General features: G+C 72.1%; 15 protein-coding genes. 5 read left to right on the forward strand and 10 right to left on the reverse strand.

Features of this window, described 5'->3' with window-relative positions:
- The 4 genes from RR49_RS03705 to RR49_RS03720 form a co-directional block, all read right to left on the reverse strand.
- A partial coding sequence (locus RR49_RS03705) for an error-prone DNA polymerase (RefSeq protein WP_045246725.1) occupies positions 1–2,650 on the reverse strand: 2,650 nt, incomplete at its 3' end.
- Positions 2,650–4,212: a DNA polymerase Y family protein gene (locus RR49_RS03710; protein WP_045246726.1), complete on the reverse strand. Its 1,563-nt coding sequence runs from the start codon at positions 4,210–4,212 to the stop codon at positions 2,650–2,652. The genes RR49_RS03710 and RR49_RS03705, both read right to left, overlap by 1 nt.
- Positions 4,212–4,943: a DnaE2-dependent mutagenesis accessory factor ImuA' gene (locus tag RR49_RS03715; RefSeq protein WP_211255136.1), complete on the reverse strand. Its 732-nt coding sequence runs from the start codon at positions 4,941–4,943 to the stop codon at positions 4,212–4,214. The genes RR49_RS03710 and RR49_RS03715 overlap by 1 nt, the downstream gene beginning before the upstream one ends.
- A 124-nt stretch (positions 4,944–5,067) precedes the next feature.
- On the reverse strand, positions 5,068–5,943 hold the full coding sequence (locus tag RR49_RS03720) for a DMT family transporter (RefSeq protein WP_048809291.1): 876 nt from the start codon (positions 5,941–5,943) through the stop codon (positions 5,068–5,070).
- A 57-nt stretch (positions 5,944–6,000) separates the two neighbouring features.
- On the opposite strand from RR49_RS03720, the gene RR49_RS03725 reads away from it, so the two are divergent.
- Positions 6,001–6,534 carry a MarR family winged helix-turn-helix transcriptional regulator gene (locus tag RR49_RS03725; RefSeq protein WP_045246727.1) on the forward strand — a complete coding sequence of 178 codons (534 nt, stop codon included), beginning with the start codon at positions 6,001–6,003 and terminating at the stop codon, positions 6,532–6,534.
- Between the two features lie 72 nt (positions 6,535–6,606).
- On the opposite strand, the gene RR49_RS03730 is transcribed toward RR49_RS03725, so the two are convergent.
- From RR49_RS03730 to RR49_RS03740, 3 genes are all read right to left on the reverse strand, one after another.
- A complete protein-coding gene (locus RR49_RS03730) occupies positions 6,607–7,104 on the reverse strand; it encodes an HNH endonuclease (RefSeq protein ID WP_045246728.1) in 498 nt (165 codons plus the stop codon).
- A 325-nt stretch (positions 7,105–7,429) separates the two neighbouring features.
- Positions 7,430–8,332, reverse strand: a complete 903-nt coding sequence (locus RR49_RS03735) for a M23 family metallopeptidase (protein WP_048809292.1) — start codon at positions 8,330–8,332, stop codon at positions 7,430–7,432.
- A 248-nt stretch (positions 8,333–8,580) separates the two neighbouring features.
- Positions 8,581–9,282: an iron-dependent transcriptional repressor DtxR gene (locus RR49_RS03740; protein WP_045246729.1), complete on the reverse strand. Its 702-nt coding sequence runs from the start codon at positions 9,280–9,282 to the stop codon at positions 8,581–8,583.
- Between the two features lie 133 nt (positions 9,283–9,415).
- Here RR49_RS03740 and serC point away from each other — a divergent pair, with 133 nt between their 5' ends.
- Positions 9,416–10,528 (forward strand): phosphoserine transaminase, encoded by a 1,113-nt coding sequence (gene serC, locus RR49_RS03745; RefSeq protein ID WP_045246730.1) that lies wholly within the window; start codon positions 9,416–9,418, stop codon positions 10,526–10,528.
- 24 nt (positions 10,529–10,552) lie between these two features.
- Here serC and RR49_RS03750 read toward each other — a convergent pair whose 3' ends face one another.
- From RR49_RS03750 to RR49_RS03760, 3 genes are read right to left on the reverse strand one after another with little or no spacing between them, the layout of a single operon-like run.
- The gene (locus tag RR49_RS03750) at positions 10,553–11,014 is read right to left on the reverse strand and encodes an SRPBCC domain-containing protein (protein ID WP_045246731.1); all 462 of its coding nucleotides are present in this window, start codon (positions 11,012–11,014) and stop codon (positions 10,553–10,555) included.
- 44 nt (positions 11,015–11,058) lie between these two features.
- Positions 11,059–11,880: a DUF3027 domain-containing protein gene (locus RR49_RS03755; RefSeq protein ID WP_048809293.1), complete on the reverse strand. Its 822-nt coding sequence runs from the start codon at positions 11,878–11,880 to the stop codon at positions 11,059–11,061.
- Positions 11,873–12,256, reverse strand: coding sequence for a cold-shock protein (locus RR49_RS03760; RefSeq protein ID WP_045246732.1), 384 nt, complete (start codon positions 12,254–12,256; stop codon positions 11,873–11,875). The genes RR49_RS03755 and RR49_RS03760 overlap by 8 nt, the downstream gene beginning before the upstream one ends.
- A gap of 106 nt (positions 12,257–12,362) precedes the next feature.
- Here RR49_RS03760 and RR49_RS03765 point away from each other — a divergent pair, with 106 nt between their 5' ends.
- From RR49_RS03765 to RR49_RS03775, 3 genes are read left to right on the forward strand one after another with little or no spacing between them, the layout of a single operon-like run.
- Entirely contained in the window at positions 12,363–12,638 is a 276-nt protein-coding gene (locus RR49_RS03765) for a hypothetical protein (RefSeq protein ID WP_045246733.1), read from the forward strand.
- A gap of 3 nt (positions 12,639–12,641) precedes the next feature.
- The gene (locus RR49_RS03770; protein ID WP_045246734.1) at positions 12,642–14,363 is read left to right on the forward strand and encodes a helicase-associated domain-containing protein; all 1,722 of its coding nucleotides are present in this window, start codon (positions 12,642–12,644) and stop codon (positions 14,361–14,363) included.
- A gap of 42 nt (positions 14,364–14,405) precedes the next feature.
- Positions 14,406–16,058 carry a DNA repair helicase XPB gene (locus RR49_RS03775; RefSeq protein ID WP_045246735.1) on the forward strand — a complete coding sequence of 551 codons (1,653 nt, stop codon included), beginning with the start codon at positions 14,406–14,408 and terminating at the stop codon, positions 16,056–16,058.
- Positions 16,059–16,070 lie beyond the last annotated feature (12 nt).

The raw sequence follows: 16,070 nt of genomic DNA on the forward strand, positions 1-16,070 counted from the left end.
CCCCCGGGTGACGCCGGGGCGCGGCATCCGCCCCGGCGTCACCCGGGGGCGCGGCGGGCGCGGCATCCGCCCCGGCGAGCGGCTCGAGCCCTGCCTCGACGCCCGAGAGCTGCAGGTCGGGCTTGCGCACCTCGACGCCATGACGCCGGGCGTCGGCGGTGAGGGTCGCAGGCGAGTAGAACCCCATCGGCTGGGCGCGCAGCAGCCCGGCGAGGAACGCCCCCGGGTAGTGCAGCTTGATCCACGAGCTGGCGTAGACCAGCAGCCCGAACGACAGCGAGTGCGACTCGGCGAACCCGAAGTTCGCGAACGCCTGGATCTTCGCGTAGATCGCATCGGCATCGTCGCCCACGAGCCCGTGCTCGGCCATGCCGGCGTAGAGCTTCTCCCGCAGCGAGTCGATGCGCTCGAGACCCCGCTTCGACCCCATCGCCCGCCGCATGAGGTCGGCGTCCTCGCCGGTGAGCCCGCCGACGGCCATGGCCATCTGCATGAGCTGCTCCTGGAAGATCGGGATCCCGAGCGTGCGCGCGAGCACCGGCTCGAGCTTCGGGTGCGGGTAGGTCACTTTCTCGCGGCCCAGCTTGCGGCGCACGAACGGATGCACCGCCCCGCCCTGGATCGGCCCCGGCCGGATGAGCGCGATCTCGACGACGAGGTCGTAGAACGAGCGCGGCTGCAGCCGCGGGAGCAGCCCCATCTGCGCCCGCGACTCCACCTGGAACACTCCGATCGAGTCGGCCCGGCACAGCATGTCGTAGACCGCCGCCTCTTCTTTCGGCAGGGTCCCGAGCGTCCACTCCTCCCCCGTCGAGGCGCGGATCAGATCGAAGCAGTACTGCAGGGCCGCGAGCATGCCGAGCCCCAGCAGGTCGAACTTGACGAGCCCCATCCACGCGGCGTCATCCTTGTCCCACTGGATGACGGTGCGCCCCGGCATCCGCGCATGCTCGATCGGCACGACCTCGCCCACCGGACGGTCGGTGAGCACCATGCCGCCCGAGTGGATGCCGAGATGGCGCGGCGCCTTCAGCAGCGCCGAGGCGTACTCGATGACCTGATCGGGGATGTCGTGCCCCTCCCCGCTGTCGAGCGACGCACCCCACCGCTCGACCTGCTTCGACCAGGCGTCCTGCTGCCCCGGCGAGTAGCCGAGGGCGCGGGCCATGTCGCGCACCGCGTTCTTCGGCCGGTACTGGATGACGTTCGCGACCTGGGCGGCGTTGTGACGCCCGTAGGTGGCGTAGACCCACTGGATGATCTCCTCGCGCCGATCGGAGTCGAAGTCGACGTCGATGTCGGGCTCCTCGTCGCGCAGGCTCGACAGGAACCGTTCGAACGGCAGCCGGTAGAAGATCGCGTCGACGGCGGTGATGCCGAGCAGATAGCAGACGGCGCTGTTGGCCGCGGAGCCGCGACCCTGGCAGAGGATGCCGCGGCGACGCGCCTCCTGCACGATGCCGTGCACGATGAGGAAGTAGCCCGGGAAGTCCTTCCGCTCGATGACCGCCAGCTCGTTCTCGATGCGGCGGCGGTCGTCGTCGCCGAGCCGGGGATAGATGACGGGCACCGCATCCCACACCAGCTGCCGCAGCCACGACATGGGGGTGTGCCCGGGCGGCACCGGCAGCTTCGGCAGCGCCGGCTTCGCGCGGCGCAGCGGGAACGCCAGCTCGTCGGCGAGCACGACCGAGCGGGCGACCGCACCGGGGTACCGGGCGAACCGGGTCGCCATCTCGGCGCCCGACCGCAGGAACGCGCCGCCGTGCGCCGGCAGCCAGCCGTCGAGCTCGTCCATGCTGCGGTTCGCCCGCACCGCCGCGACGGCGGCCGCGAGGGTGCGGGTGCGAGGGTCGGCGTAGTGCACGTTGCCGGTCGCGACCGTCGCGAGCGACCGGTCGGCGGCGAGCGCGGCGAGCAGGTCGTTGTCGGCGCTGTCGCGCACCCCGCCCTGGTCGAGCAGTTCGACGACGACCTGGTCGGCGCCGAACAGGTCGACCAGCGTGTCGAGGGCGTCGGCCGCCGCCCGCGCACCGCCCGCGGCGAGTGCGGAGCGCACGGCGCCCTTGCGGCATCCGGTCAGAATCGTCCAGGCGCCGTCCGCCTGCTCGGCCAGGGTCGGCAGGTCGTAGACGGGCTTGCCCTTCTCGGCCCCGGTGAGCTGACCGTGGGTGAGGGCGGCGGCGAGCCGGTGGTAGCCCTCCTGTCCGCGCGCGAGCACCAGCAGGTGGGTGCCCTCGGGGTCGGCGCGACCGTTCTGCACCGCGGTGAGCTCGAGCGACAGCTCGGCCCCGAACACGGTGCGCACGCTGCGCTGCTCGGCGGCCTCGGCGAACCGCACGATGCCGTAGAAGCCGTCGTGGTCGGTGATCGCCAGCGCGTGCAGCCCCAGCCGCTCCGCCTCCTCGACGAGCTCCTCGGGCGATGAGGCGCCGTCGAGGAAGGAGTAGGAGGAGTGCGCGTGCAGCTCGGCGTAGGGCACGACCGTCTCAGGCCGCTCGATCGGCGGGGCGACGTAGGGCCCGTGCTTGTGCGACCAGGCCGGGCTGTCACCGCCGTCGGCGCCGGCAGGGGTGTCGCGGGGGCGCCGCCGGTCGCTCAGCGCCCGCTCGAGCTCCGACCAGGGCACGGCGGGGTTGTGCCAGCCCATCAGTCGTACCGCCCCTCGACCGACCAGACCCCCGCCTCGCACACCAGCAGCCACGCGCTCTGGCGAGCGTCGACGATCTGGAACCGGTGCGCGATGCGGCGGCGTGCGGCATCCCATTCGCGTTCGATCACCGGCCACGGCCCCGCCCACGACGTCACTCCGAGTCGGCGCCCCTCGACCGTGAGCTGGTGGGGAACGGCGGAGAGGATGCCGCGCTCGTCGACGCCGACCGTCTCACCGTCGACGTCGACGACGGCCGCCGCCCGCTCGGGACGATAGACCGTCGCCGGCAGCGGCGAGGGCAGCGACCCCGGCCAGGGGCGCCCCCGTTCACGGGCGAGCACCACCCGGTCGCCCCACGGCACGAGCACCTCGCGCTCGGCGAGCCAGCGCCCGCCGCCGAGCGTCGGGGTGAGCACGCCGCGGTGGCCGAGCATGGCCTGCACGCGCGAGAGCGCGTGGTGCACCCGTTCGTCGGGACCCGAGCCGAACCCGGCGAGGCGCGGCGCATGGTGGGAGGCCTGTTCGACGGCGGCGGGCTCGAGCCGCACGAGCGCGACCCCGCTCGCGAGGGCGTCGTCTTCGGCGAGCTGCCAGCGCACCCGGTCGATGACCGCCGCGGTGTCGAACGACCCCGGGTGCAGCCACACCCGCTCGCCGTGCTCGCCGCGGTCGCCGGTGAGGGCGACCCGCAGCTCGGTGCAGACGAGACGCTGGTCGTCGAGGCGGGCGATGAACGCGTCGGCGGTGCGGCGCAGCGCGAAGCCGACCTGCTCGGCGATCTCGAGCGGCGGGTCGAAGGCGATCTCGGCGTGCAGCTCGGCGGGCGGTGTGCGCGGCTGCACGACCCGGGAGTCGAGCCCGTCGGCGAGCGCGTGCAGCCTCTCGCCGACGGGACCGAGGCGTGCCGCGACCCGCTCGACCTCGAGCGCGGCGAACTCTCCGAGCGTGTGCACCCCGAGGCGTGCGAGCAGGTGCACGATCTCGGCGCCCGTGTCGGCGGCGTCGGCGAGCACCGTCGCGGGCAGCGGGGCGAGGAAGGCGGCGGCGGCCCCGGCGGCGACCACCCGCACCGGGTCGCGCGCCGTGGTCGCCGCGCGGGCCGCCCGCTCAGCGGTGAAGGGACCGTCGGCGACCCCGGCGCGCACGTCGGCGACGCCCGCCTCACCGAGGGCCGCGCGCAGCACCTGCGCGGCCCGCTCCTCGCCTTCGTAGTAGCGTGCGGGGCCCCGGGCGCGCAGCGCGCACAGCCCCGCCCGCACGATCTGCACTCCGGGGGCGAGCTGCTCGACGCGGCTCACGAGGGGCAGGAACAGCCGGTTGTCGCGGGCGTCGTCGGCGGCGACCACCCGCAGCGCGGGGCACCGCGCCTGGGCGTCGCGCCGCTTCATCCCCCGACGCACCCCGTCGGCGCGGGCCGCCGCCGAGCAGGCGACGACGAGGTTGCCGGCGACGATCGCGACGGCCCCTTCCTCCCCGGGCGGAGTGCCCTCCTCGCGGGCGAGCGCGGCGACGGGCCAGTCGGGGACCCACAGGACGAGGCTGCGCGCGGGGGCCGCCATCATCCCACCGCCCGCAGCAGCGGCACCGCCGCCGGCTCCCGCTCTGCGACCACCCCGTCGGGTGTGGCCACCGCCCGTTCGGACGCGATGCCGGCGAGCGCGCCGGCGGGGTCGGGCAGCAACAGCCGCGCCCGCCGCGGCACGCCCGCCTGCCGGGTCTGCACCGACACGGTGAGCGCACGCGAGCGCAGATAGCCGTCACCGGCACCGAGCCCGCTCCACTCGGGGGATTCGAGACCGATGGATGCCGCGGCCTGCGGCCACACCCCCTGCACGAGCAGCACCGCGTTGCGTTCGCGCAGCCGGGCGCCGAACCGCGACGCGTCGGCGTCGGACACCCTCCCGGCAGGACGCACCGCGACGACCGGCAGCACGTCGGCGAGGGTGGCCGCGACGGCGAGCCAGCGGGGCCCCGGATCGGGCACGAGCACGAGTCGCGACAGGTCGACGCCGAGGTCGGATGCCGCCTCCGCCCCCAATTCGGGAACCCCCACCACCGCGCACCATGACCCCGTCCGCGAGGGCGCGGCCAGCAGGGAGAGCAGGAGTGAGGTGGAGGGGCCGAGCGCATAGGCTGCGCCGGCACGGAGTCCGCCGCCGGGCAGGAGCCCGGCGAGGGCGGAATGCGTGGGCAGGATCGGGGCGTCGAGCGAGCGACCCTGCATGCGGTCGAGTTGCGCGCGGAGCCGCAGCACCTCGGCGGCGGCGTCTTCTCGCACGATGACCTTCACTCCGACAGTTTAGAACATATGTTCCATTCCTTCAACGTCGTTTTCGAAGATATGAGCGACCACCGACATCCGCTCGCCCCACCGCGTCGCGCCCCGAGGAGACCCCGAAGTGGGCGGCTCGACCCTACGTCAGAGCCGGGACACGACGGCGTCTCGGCGGGAGCGACCCCATCACGACCCCGCCCAGCACGAGCACGAGACCGGCGATCTGCGCGAGGCCGAAGGCCTCGCCGGCGAGCGCCACCCCGAGCACGACCCCGGTCACCGGGTTGAGCAGTCCCACGACCCCGACGACGCTGCCGGGCAGGCGGGCGAGCCCCGTGAACCATGCGGCGTACGCGAGCACGGTGGCCACCACGATGACGTAGGCGAAGCCCGCGATGGCGGGCGGGTCGAGCACCGGCGGCGCCCCCTCGACGAGGATCGCGAACGGCAGCACGACGATGGATCCCGCCACGAGCTGCCAGGCGGTCATCGTGACCGGCGGCACCCCCGCACCCCATTTCGCGGTCAGCACGAATCCGAGGGTCGACGAGAGCATCGCCCCGATCGAGGCGACCACACCCCAGGGGTCGACCGGGCCGCCGCCCGGCCCGAGCATGATCACGACGCCGACGATGCCGACGAGGGCGCCGACGACGGCGATCACCCGGGGGCGCTGGCCCCGCAGCATCCACGACAGCAGGATCATGAAGGCGGCCGACGTCGACATCAGGGTCGCAGCGAGGCTCGAGGGGAGCCGTTGGCCGACGATGTAGACGAGCACGTTCAGGCCGCCGACGGTCAGGGTGCCGAGCACGAGCGAGCGCCACCACCACGAGCCGCGCGGCAGCACTCGCACGAACGCGAGCACGACGAAGCCGGCGGGGAGGCATCGGATCACCCCGCCCCAGAGCGGGATATCGGGCGGCAGCAGATGCCGGGTGACGACGTAGGTGCTCCCCCAGGCGATGGGCGCGATCGCGGTCAGGAGGATCCAGCGCCATCTTTTATCTTCCACGGAAGATAATCTACCGCGATCTCGACGTTCCCCTTCCATGGAAGATAAAGTCGCGTCATGGATGCCGCCCCCGACCGCGTCGCGCAGATCCAGGCCGACTGGCGGCGCGAGCGACCCGATCTCGACCCGTCGCCACAGGGAGTCATCGGACGCCTGCATCGCCTCGCGCTCGCCCTCACCGCCGAGCTCGTGCCGGTCTACGCCGCCCACAGCCTCACCGAGGCCGAGTTCGACCTGCTCGCGAGCCTGCGCCGCATCGGCGCCCCCTACGAGCTGCCCGCCGGAGAGCTCGCCGCCCACACCATGGTCACCACCGGCGGACTCACCAAGCGCGTCGACCGGCTCGTGCAGCGCGGCCTCGTCGCCCGCACCGGCTCCGCCGCCGACGCCCGCCGCCGCCTCGTGCGCCTGACCCCTGCGGGCGTCGCCCTCATCGACGCCGCCTTCACCGACCACATGCACAACGAGCGCCGCCTCGTGCAGCTGCTGAGCGACACGGATGCCGCGGCCCTCGAGTCCGCCCTCACGCACTGGCTCGCCGCGCTCGGCGGCGACGATCCGACCACCCCGGGCGCTCCCCCGGCACGCTGACCCGAGCGCACGCTGACCCGAGCGCGCGGGACGACGCGGCCACCCCCGGTGGCCGCGCCCGCCCGTGCGGGGCTACGCGGCGAGCGCCAGGTACGGCTCCCACCGCGGATCGGCCCGCTCGGTGCCGCGCACGGTCCACTGCGCGCCGCGCGGGGCGCCCGGCTCCATGCGCAGCGTCCACGCCATCTCCTGCGGCGTGCGGTCGCCCTTCACGTTGTTGCACCGCAGGCAGCAGGCCACGAGGTTCTCCCACGTGTCCTTACCCCCGCGCGACCGCGGCTGCACGTGATCGATCGTCGACGCCGCCTTCCCGCAGTAGGCGCAGCGGTTGCCGTCGCGACGCAGCACGCCTCGGCGGGTGACCGGCACCCGGCGCGCGCCGGGCACGCGCACATAGCGGCTCAGGATGATCACGGCGGGTCTGTCGCACGCGCCGCGCAGCCCCACGACGGGGTCTCCTTCGACGCGTTCGACGACCGTGGCCTTCTCGTTCATCACGAGCACGAGGGCTCGTTTGAAGGAGACCACGGCCAATGGCTCATAGCCGGCGTTCAGCACCAGGGTGCGCATATCTCGTGTCCTCTCGAATCGCCGGGACGGCTTCGCGGATATTCGATTCGTGACGCGAGGGAGAGTCTTCAGGGCATGAAAAAAGGCGCTGTCTCACAGACAGCGCCTTGGACGCACGGCGACCCCGTGGCATCCGCTCACATGATGCCGAAGGACGAGCAGACCGAGCGCGTCCGTGGTGCGGATGCGAGGTATGCAGCCCATCGGCTTCCTCCGAATCTCTCTCGGCGTCGAGTCAGAGAATAACCCACCACGACACGCCCGGGCGCACAACGGCCCTGAACACGAGGTTGCGTGTCGGGGAACGAGAGAGCGGATGCCTCGCTCAGCCCGCGTTCTGCTGCAGCCAGGCGTACGGGTCGACGTAGTTGCCGTTGATCTTCACCTCGAAGTGGAGGTGGTTGGCGGTCGACTGCCCGGTGGAGCCCATGAGGCCGATGATCTGTCCCACCTGCACCTGCTGGCCGGGCTGCACGAGCACGCCGCCGTCCTCGAGGTGGCCGTAGAGGGTGCTGACCTGCTGGCCGTTGATCACGCTGTCGATGACGATCGCGTGTCCGTAGCCGTAGTAGTAGTTGCCCGCGGCCGCGACGCGCACGGTTCCGGCGGCGGCGGCGAAGATCGGGGTGCCCTGGGCGTTGAGCAGGTCGACGCCCATGTGGGTGCCGCCGCGCGAGAGGAAGCCGTCGCCGACCCTGGTGCCCGCCATGTCGACCGGCCAGCGCACGATCCCACTGCCGGGGGCGACGAGGCTCAGGTTGACCGACGCGACGCGGCTGACGACGCTCGCCGACTTCGCGCGGGCAGCGGCCGCCTCGGCGGCCTTCTTCTTCGCGAGCTCATCGGCGGTCGTGGCCGAGTAGCTGTCACGCGTGATGCTCGACTGCGAGGCATCCGAGGCGATCACGAGCGACTGGGCGTTCTCGGCGGCGAGCTGCTGCACGGTCTGGGTTCCATCGCCCGAGGAGAACGCGCCGTAGGCGGGGAGGGCGACGGTCGCGACCAGACCGCCGACCATCGTCAGGATGACGACGCTGCGCACGGGGCCGGCCGCGCCCTTGCGGCGGGAAGCGCTGGAAGTGGGGCGCACGGCGCTCGCCACCTGCTTCACCTTTCCCTTGGCCGCCTCTGCGGCAAGACGTGCGCCCTCTCGGGTGCTGCGCCTCGTGGCGGGGGCCGTCGCGGTCTCACCGCTCTCGGGGGTAGGCGAAATCTCGTTGTCGGTCACTCAATCCTCCGGCGCCCCTGGCGGCGTGCGCCCGGCTCGTCGGCACTGTGTGTTTCGGGCACGTGGTGCGGGTCGCGGAGGGAAGGACGAGCCGATGGGGCGATTCACTCCGGGTCCGTCGGCGGGATTGTCGCCTGTGGACTGTGACAGGCTACCCGACGGTAACGAACATGTCACGTCGATCTGACGACGCGTGCGGATGCCGCGGCATCCCGACCCGCGGCGTCGGCGCCCCCGGGCGCCGACGATCAGGCGCGGTCGTCGACGAGGAAGATGTGCGCGGCGACCTCGATCGGCAGCTCCAGCCCCTCGTCGGAGCCGTCCATCTGCACGAGCACGTAGCCCTCGCTGTAGCGATAGGTTCCGGATGCTCCGGGCACGACGCCCGCGCCGCGCAACTGCTGCAGCAGCTCGGGGTCGACCTGGGCGGGCTCGGCGAGTCGGCGCACGGTGCCGGTGACGGGCTCGTCGCTGTCGCCGAGGCGGCGCACGAGTCCGACCACACCCTGCTCGAACGTGGTCGCCGGACTGTCGCCGAGCTGATCGAGGCCGGGGATCGGGTTGCCGTAGGGCGACTCGGTGGGGTGACCGAGCAGCTGCACCAGTCGACGCTCGACCTGCTCGCTCATCACGTGCTCCCAGCGGCAGGCCTCTTCGTGCACATAGGCCCAGTCGAGGCCGATCACGTCGGAGAGGAGGCGTTCGGCGAGACGGTGCTTGCGCATCACGTCGACGGCCTTCTGGCGCCCCGCGCCGGTGAGCTCGAGCGACCGGTCGTCGGCGACGACGACGAGGCCGTCGCGCTCCATGCGCCCGACCGTCTGAGAGACCGTGGGTCCGGAGTGCCCGAGCCGCTCCGAGATGCGGGCACGCAGCGGGATGATGTTCTCCTCCTCGAGCTCGAGGATCGTGCGCAGATACATCTCGGTGGTGTCGATGAGATCGGTCATGCGGAGTCCTCGGGGCGCAAGAAGGGAATGAGGAAACCCTATCCAATCCCCACCGACACCGGGCCGCGCGGCGGGGCGATCGCGTGCGTCATGGGGGCGTCGCGGCATCCGTCGCGCCTTTAGGATCGGTGTCATGCCCCATGTCGTGCTGCCCCGCGAGATCCTGCCCACCGACGGACGCTTCGGCTGCGGGCCGTCGAAGATCCGCGCCGCCCAGCTCGAGCACCTCGTGGGCCCCGGTGCGAGCATCCTCGGCACCTCGCACCGCAAGTCGCCGGTGAAGAACCTCGTCGGCAGCACGCGCGCCCGCCTTGCGGAGCTGCTGCGCCTGCCCGTCGGCTACGAGATCATCCTCGGCAACGGCGGATCGACCGCCTTCTGGGATGCCGCGGCATTCGGTCTGATCGAGCGCCGGGCGCAGAACCTCGTGTTTGGCGAGTTCGGCGGCAAGTTCGCGAGCGCCGCGGCGGCACCGTGGCTCGAGGCGCCCGATGTGCGCAAGGCGGAGCCCGGCACGTCGCTCGTCGCCGAGGCGGTCACGGGCGTCGACGTCTACGCGTGGCCGCACAATGAGACCTCCACGGGCGTCGCCACCGAGATCCGTCGTGTGCATGGCGACGAGGGCGCGCTCACCGTCATCGACGCGACGAGCGCCGCGGGCGGCATTGACTTCTCCGTCGCCGAAGCAGACGTCTACTACTTCGCGCCGCAGAAGAACCTCGGCTCCGACGGTGGGCTCTGGTACGCGGCGGTCTCGCCCGCCGCGATCGAGCGCATCGAGCGCATCGCCGCCTCGGGCCGCTACATCCCGGAGTTCCTGAGCCTGAAGAACGCACTCGACAACTCGCGCCTGCAGCAGACGCTCAACACCCCCGCGGTCTCGACTCTGCTGCTGCTGGACTCCCAGCTGGAGTGGATCCTCGAGAACGGCGGGCTGCAGTGGGCCGACGCCCGCACCCACGAGTCGTCGCAGGCGCTCTACGACTGGGCCGAGGCATCCGAGGTCGCAACCCCGTTCGTCGCGAACCCCGCCGACCGCTCGCCGGTGGTGGCGACGATCGACTTCGTCGAGGGGGTGGATGCCGCGGCGATCTCCGACAGCCTGCGCCACAACGGCATCGTCGACACCGAGCCCTACCGCAAGCTCGGCCGCAACCAGCTGCGCATCGCGACGTTCGTCTCGATCGAGCCGGACGACGTGCGCCAGTTGATCCGCAGCATCGACTACACGCTCGAGCACCTCTGATCCGGGGCCTGCCCCGACGGCACGTCAGGGTTCGAGGTGGGCGGCGAGGTTGGCCAGCGACGAGGTGATCCCCGTCGCGTGGTCGCGCGCGCGGATGCCGGGCGGCACGTCGCGCGCCTCGATCGTGACCTCGGCGCCCTCGGGAGTGTCCCGAACGCGCCATTCCATGGTCATGACGCCGGCGATCCCCGTGTCGTCTCCGACGAAGGTGACCGCCTGCACGATCCGCTCGCCGGGCACGACCTCGATGATGCGCACGTCGCTCACGTCGGCATCCGCCGTCGTCTTGCCCGGCGCGCCGGACGGATCGTCGTAGGTCAGCACGAGCCGGTAGCCGCCGCCGGCGCGCAGATCGAAGCGCTCGAACCGGCCGCGCATTCCGGCCGGCGGCAGCCAGGTGAGCAGTGCATCGGGGTCGATGAGCGCCCGGAACGCCTCGGCCGGGGAGACATGCACGAGCAGGCTCGCGCGATCGGTGCGCCGCATGCTCGCAGGCTACTCGCGACGCTCGCGCCGCGGGTCAGCTCGTTCTAGTCGCGGCCCTCGTCGGCGGACGTCGCCGCATCGGCGTCGTCATCCTGGTCGTCGGCGTCATCCGCGTCGTCGATGTCGTCGAGATGGTCGTCGGTGTCGTCTTCGCCCTCGAGGTCATCGTCGCCCTCGAGGTCGTCGCCGCCGTCGAGGTCGTCGGTGTCGAGATCGTCCTCGTCGATGTCCACGCCGTCGACGTCGCCGGCGTGCAGCAACGACTCGTCGGCGTCGAAGTCGTCGTCCTCATCGTCGTCGTCCGCGTCCTCATCGAGGTCGTCGTCGTCATCCAGGTCGTCGTCGAGATCGGCATCGTGATCGGCCTCGTCGAGCTCGTCGGCATCGGATGCCGCGGCGAGCTGCGCCTGCTGCTCCTTGTACTCGGCGAGGCGCACCGCCCACGGCACCCAGTCGGGCGCCAGCAGCGCGTCATCGCCCGGAAGCAGCTCGACTTCGAGCACGGTCGGCTCGGCGTCGGCGACGCGGGCGAGGGACACATTCCAGAACCAGCCCGGATAGCCCGGCTGCGTCGTCGTGAACAGCAGTGTGATCACGCCGCCGGGCTCCGCGCGATATCCCGCAGGCTCGCCGATGTTCGCGGCCGGGGTGATCTCGGCGAGCGCGGCGCGGGCCAACTCGACGCTGTTCAGCAGTTCGGGATCGGGGTCGACGTCCGGCTCCGCGGCCATCTCGGCACTGTGCTCCGGCTCGACCGCGAGCTCAGGCTCGGCCGCGGGCTCAGGCTCGGCCGCGCCGGTCGGCTCGACCACCGCATCGGTCGGGATCGGGGCATCCCGATCGTCGACGCCCTCGATGTCAGGCATCGAGGTCGTCCGCGACCTTGCGCAGCACGGCGGCGACCTTCTTGCCGTGCGAGCCGCTCGGGTAGCGGCCGTGACGCAGATCGGCGCCGATGCCGTCGAGCAGCTTCACGAGGTCCTCGACGATGACCGCCATGTCGTCGGCGTTCTTGCGCGAGCGCTTGGCGAGGCTCACGGGAGCCTCGAGCACACGCACCGACAGTGCCTGCGGTCCGCGCTTGCCGTCGGCGACGCCGAACTCGACACGGGTGCCGGTCTTGGGCGCCGCGGAACCCGCCGGCAGCGCCGTGGCGTGGAGGAAGACGTCCTGACCGTCGTCGGTCTGGATGAAGCCGAAGCCCTTCTCCTCGTCGTAGAACCTGACCTTGCCGGTGGGCATGGAAGAACCTCGCTGAATCGGCCCCGCAGGGCGGGGTGGGAACGTGTGCTGGCGCGGTGCGCCATCCCCTCAGCCTAGGCCACGCGTACCCATTAGGCTGATGCCGATGAGCAATCGCACTCAGGGGAACGACGTCCCCGTCCGCAGGATCGACCGGGTCCTTGTGTTCATGTCGCTCGGCATCCTTGTGCTGTCGATCCTGTGTTTCTTCGCCGTGATCATCGGCACGTGGCTCGGCATGCACCAGGCCGATTTCCTGACGGGCGCATGGCCGGTCGTCGCGGTCCTCCCCCTCATCGGGCTGCCGATCGCCTTCGTGCTGATGATGGTCGTCATCATCATGTCGTTCGTGCGGAGGGCTCGGGCCAACCGGGGGAAGTGACCCGTGCCTCGGTCCTCTGACGAACGCGCGCTCGCGAGCGCCCTCGCAGAGCTGACCGATGCCCAGCTGGTCGTTGTGCTCGACGCCCGGCAGCTGCCTGCCGCGGGGTCCTGGGACGACTTCTTCGACCTCGCCGACACCCTCCTCGACGACGCCGCCGTGACCCGCACCCTCGCCGCCCTCACCCGTGCCGAACTGCACGACCTCCACGCGGCGGGCACCTCCCCGCTGCCGACCACCGCCTCACCGCGCCTGCGGGAGCTGGCCCTTCTCGACGCCGACGGCGCCCCGCTCTCCTCCGTGGCGGCCAAGGCCGCCGAGGCGACGGATGCCGCGCCCTTCTCCCTCACGGACGCACCGCCGCCGAGCGGCGCCCTGGCGACGGGCACGGCGGCCGAGCAGGCGATGACCTCCGCAGCCGCCCTCGCCGACCTCGTCGTCTGGTCCTCGTCGAACCCCTTGGCCCGCACGGCGACGGGGGCTGTCACCGCGACGGAGCGAAAGCGACTCATCGAGGCGGGCGCGATCACCGACGCCGCCGAGCTCGACGACCTGGTCGCGCTCGGCGCGACGGCCGGTCTCCTCACGGCCGTCGACCGCGAATGGCTCGCGACCCCCGACGGCGCCGAATGGCTCGAGCTCGGCACCGTCGACCGGTGGCGGCGCGTGGCGGAGGCGTTCGCGCGGGCCCTGCCCCGCGGCATCCGCTCACCCGACGGCGGATACGCGGCATCCACGGTGTGGCCGGGTGCCTACCCGCGCGACACCGCCTGGCCCGCCGCCGCGGCGTCCCTCGTCTCGCAGGCCACCCGATGGGGGCTGATCGCCGCCGACGGCTCGGAGCCCGCGTGGGCCGCGCCGCTGCGCGCCGGCGCTCCCGCCGACGTCGCCGCACTCGCCCAGCATCTCGCCCCGGAGATCGACCGGGTCTATGTGCAAGCCGATCTGTCGGTGATCGCGCCCGGCACGCTGGTGCCGTCCGTCGAGCTGCGCCTGCGCGCCATGGCCCACCGCGAGACGCGCGCGCAGGCCTCGACCTACCGGTTCAGCGCCGAGACGCTGCGTGCCGCCGTCGCCGCCGGCGAGACGGCCGACAGCCTCCGCGCATTCATCGCCGGCATCTCGTTGACCGGCATCCCGCAGCCCCTCGACTACCTGATCGACGAGGCCGCCGACCGTCGCACGGTGGCGCGGGTGGGAATCGACCCCGTGTCGGGACACACCGTCGTCTCCGCCGACGATCCGCAGCTGCTCGCCACCATCGCCGTCGACCAGGCCGTGCGACCGGTCGGCCTCGTGCGCGACGGAGACCGGCTCGTGTCCCGCGTCTCGCGCGACGCCGTCTTCTGGACCCTCGTCGACGCCCGCTACTCCGCCGCCGCGATCGACGCGGGCGGCGATGTCGAACGTCTACGGCGCCGAACCGCGAGCCCGGCACCGGTCGCGGCCGTCCCGCCGACCGAGCGCTACGCGCCCCTCATCGCCCGACTGCGCGCCGCCCACAGCGAGAATGCGGATGCCGCGTGGCTCGAGCGCGAGCTCGAACAGGCCGTCAAGACACGGGCGACGATCGAGGTCGCCGTCGAGCTTCCGGGTGGCGACCTGCGCTCGTTCACGATCGAGGCGACGGGCCTCGGCGGCGGTCGTCTGCGCGGCCGTGACCGCGCGGTCGACGTCGAGCGCACCCTTCCCGTCTCGAGCATCCGCAGCGCCCGCCCCGTCTGAACGCAGCCGCCGCACCTGCTCCGGGCGGTAGACTGAGCGGCTATGTCAGACGGCCCCCTCATCGTGCAGAGCGACCGCACCGTGCTCCTCGAAGTGGCGCATCCCGCCGCGGAGGACGCGCGGCACGAGCTCGCGGTGTTCGCCGAGCTGGAACGCGCACCCGAGCACATCCACACCTATCGCATCACCCGCCTCGGGCTGTGGAACGCGCGCGCCGCGGGGCACGCGGCATCCGACATGCTCGCGACCCTCGACCGCTGGTCGCGGTTCCCGGTTCCGCCGTCGGTGTCCACCGACATCCGCGAGACCGTCGAGCGCTACGGGCGCCTGGTGATCGAGCGTGACGACGTGCCCGGCTACGAGGACGCCCTGGTGCTTCGGTCGACGGATGCCGCGGTGCTCACCGAGGTGGCCCGCAACAAGCGCATCCAGCCGCTGCTGATCTCCCATCCCGACGCCGGCACGTACGTGATCGACGCGTGGGCGCGCGGGCACATCAAGCAGGAGCTGCTGAAGATCGGATGGCCCGCGGAGGACCGCGCCGGCTACACGCCGGGCACGCCGCATCCCATCGACCTCGATGAGGGCCCGTGGCATCTGCGCCCCTACCAGCGCAAGGCCGTCACGACCTTCGCCGAGGGCGGGTCGGGCGTCGTGGTGCTCCCCTGCGGCGCGGGTAAGACGCTCGTCGGCGCGGCGGCGATGGCCGAGACCAAGACCACCACCCTCATCCTCGTGACGAACGCCGTCAGCGCCCGGCAGTGGCGCGACGAGCTTCTCAAGCGCACGACCCTCACCGCCGAGGAGATCGGGGAGTACTCCGGGCAGGTCAAGGAGGTCAAGCCGATCACGATCGCGACCTATCAGATCCTCACCGCGAAGCGGAAGGGCGAGTACGCCCACCTGTCCCTGCTCGATGCGCTCGACTGGGGCCTCATCGTCTACGACGAGGTGCACCTGCTGCCGGCCCCGGTCTTCAAGCTCACCGCCGACCTGCAGGCCCGCAAGCGCCTCGGCCTCACCGCCACCCTCGTGCGCGAGGACGGCCGTGAGGGCGACGTCTTCAGTCTCATCGGCCCCAAGCGCTTCGACGCGCCGTGGAAGGAGATCGAGTCGCAGGGCTTCATCTCCCCCGCCGCCTGCTACGAGGTGCGGGTCGACCTTCCGGCAGGCGACCGGCTCGAGTACGCGGCGGCCGCCGATGAGGAGCGCTACCGTCTCGCGGCGACCGCGCCCGCCAAGATCGACGTCGTGCGTCGCCTCGCCGACCGGCACGTGGGCGAGCAGATCCTCGTGATCGGTCAGTACCTCGATCAGATCGACACCCTCGCCGAGGCGCTCGACGCCCCGAAGATCACCGGAGCGACCCCGGTCGACGAGCGCGAACGGCTCTACGCCGACTTCCGCGAAGGCCGCGTCCCGCTCCTCGTGGTCTCGAAGGTCGCCAACTTCTCGGTCGATCTGCCCGAGGCATCCGTCGCCATCCAGGTGTCGGGGTCGTTCGGCTCCCGCCAGGAGGAGGCCCAACGGCTCGGCCGCCTGCTGCGCCCGAAGACCAGCGGTCACACGGCGAGCTTCTACACGCTCATCGCGCGCGACACGGTCGACCAGGACTTCGCCCAGAACCGTCAGCGCTTCCTCGCCGAGCAGGGCTACGCCTATACGATCCTCGACGCCCACGGCATCGCGGCCTGAGACGTTCGGGGC

Origin of the sequence: Microbacterium ginsengisoli (genome assembly GCF_000956535.1) — a bacterium.
GTDB lineage: Bacteria > Actinomycetota > Actinomycetes > Actinomycetales > Microbacteriaceae > Microbacterium > Microbacterium ginsengisoli.

Excerpts from the sequence above, each read along its gene's own strand:
- RR49_RS03760 (WP_045246732.1), bottom strand. The coding sequence starts at position 12,256 with ATGCCCACCGGCAAGGTCAGGTTCTACGACGAGGAGAAGGGCTTCGGC.
- RR49_RS03740 (WP_045246729.1), bottom strand. The coding sequence starts at position 9,282 with ATGACCGATCTCATCGACACCACCGAGATGTATCTGCGCACGATCCTC.
- RR49_RS03765 (WP_045246733.1), top strand. The coding sequence starts at position 12,363 with ATGAGCAATCGCACTCAGGGGAACGACGTCCCCGTCCGCAGGATCGAC.
- RR49_RS03750 (WP_045246731.1), bottom strand. The coding sequence starts at position 11,014 with ATGCGGCGCACCGATCGCGCGAGCCTGCTCGTGCATGTCTCCCCGGCC.
- RR49_RS03710 (WP_045246726.1), bottom strand. The coding sequence starts at position 4,212 with ATGGCGGCCCCCGCGCGCAGCCTCGTCCTGTGGGTCCCCGACTGGCCC.
- RR49_RS03730 (WP_045246728.1), bottom strand. The coding sequence starts at position 7,104 with ATGCGCACCCTGGTGCTGAACGCCGGCTATGAGCCATTGGCCGTGGTC.
- serC (WP_045246730.1), top strand. The coding sequence starts at position 9,416 with ATGCCCCATGTCGTGCTGCCCCGCGAGATCCTGCCCACCGACGGACGC.
- RR49_RS03725 (WP_045246727.1), top strand. The coding sequence starts at position 6,001 with ATGGATGCCGCCCCCGACCGCGTCGCGCAGATCCAGGCCGACTGGCGG.
- RR49_RS03755 (WP_048809293.1), bottom strand. The coding sequence starts at position 11,880 with ATGCCTGACATCGAGGGCGTCGACGATCGGGATGCCCCGATCCCGACC.
- RR49_RS03775 (WP_045246735.1), top strand. The coding sequence starts at position 14,406 with ATGTCAGACGGCCCCCTCATCGTGCAGAGCGACCGCACCGTGCTCCTC.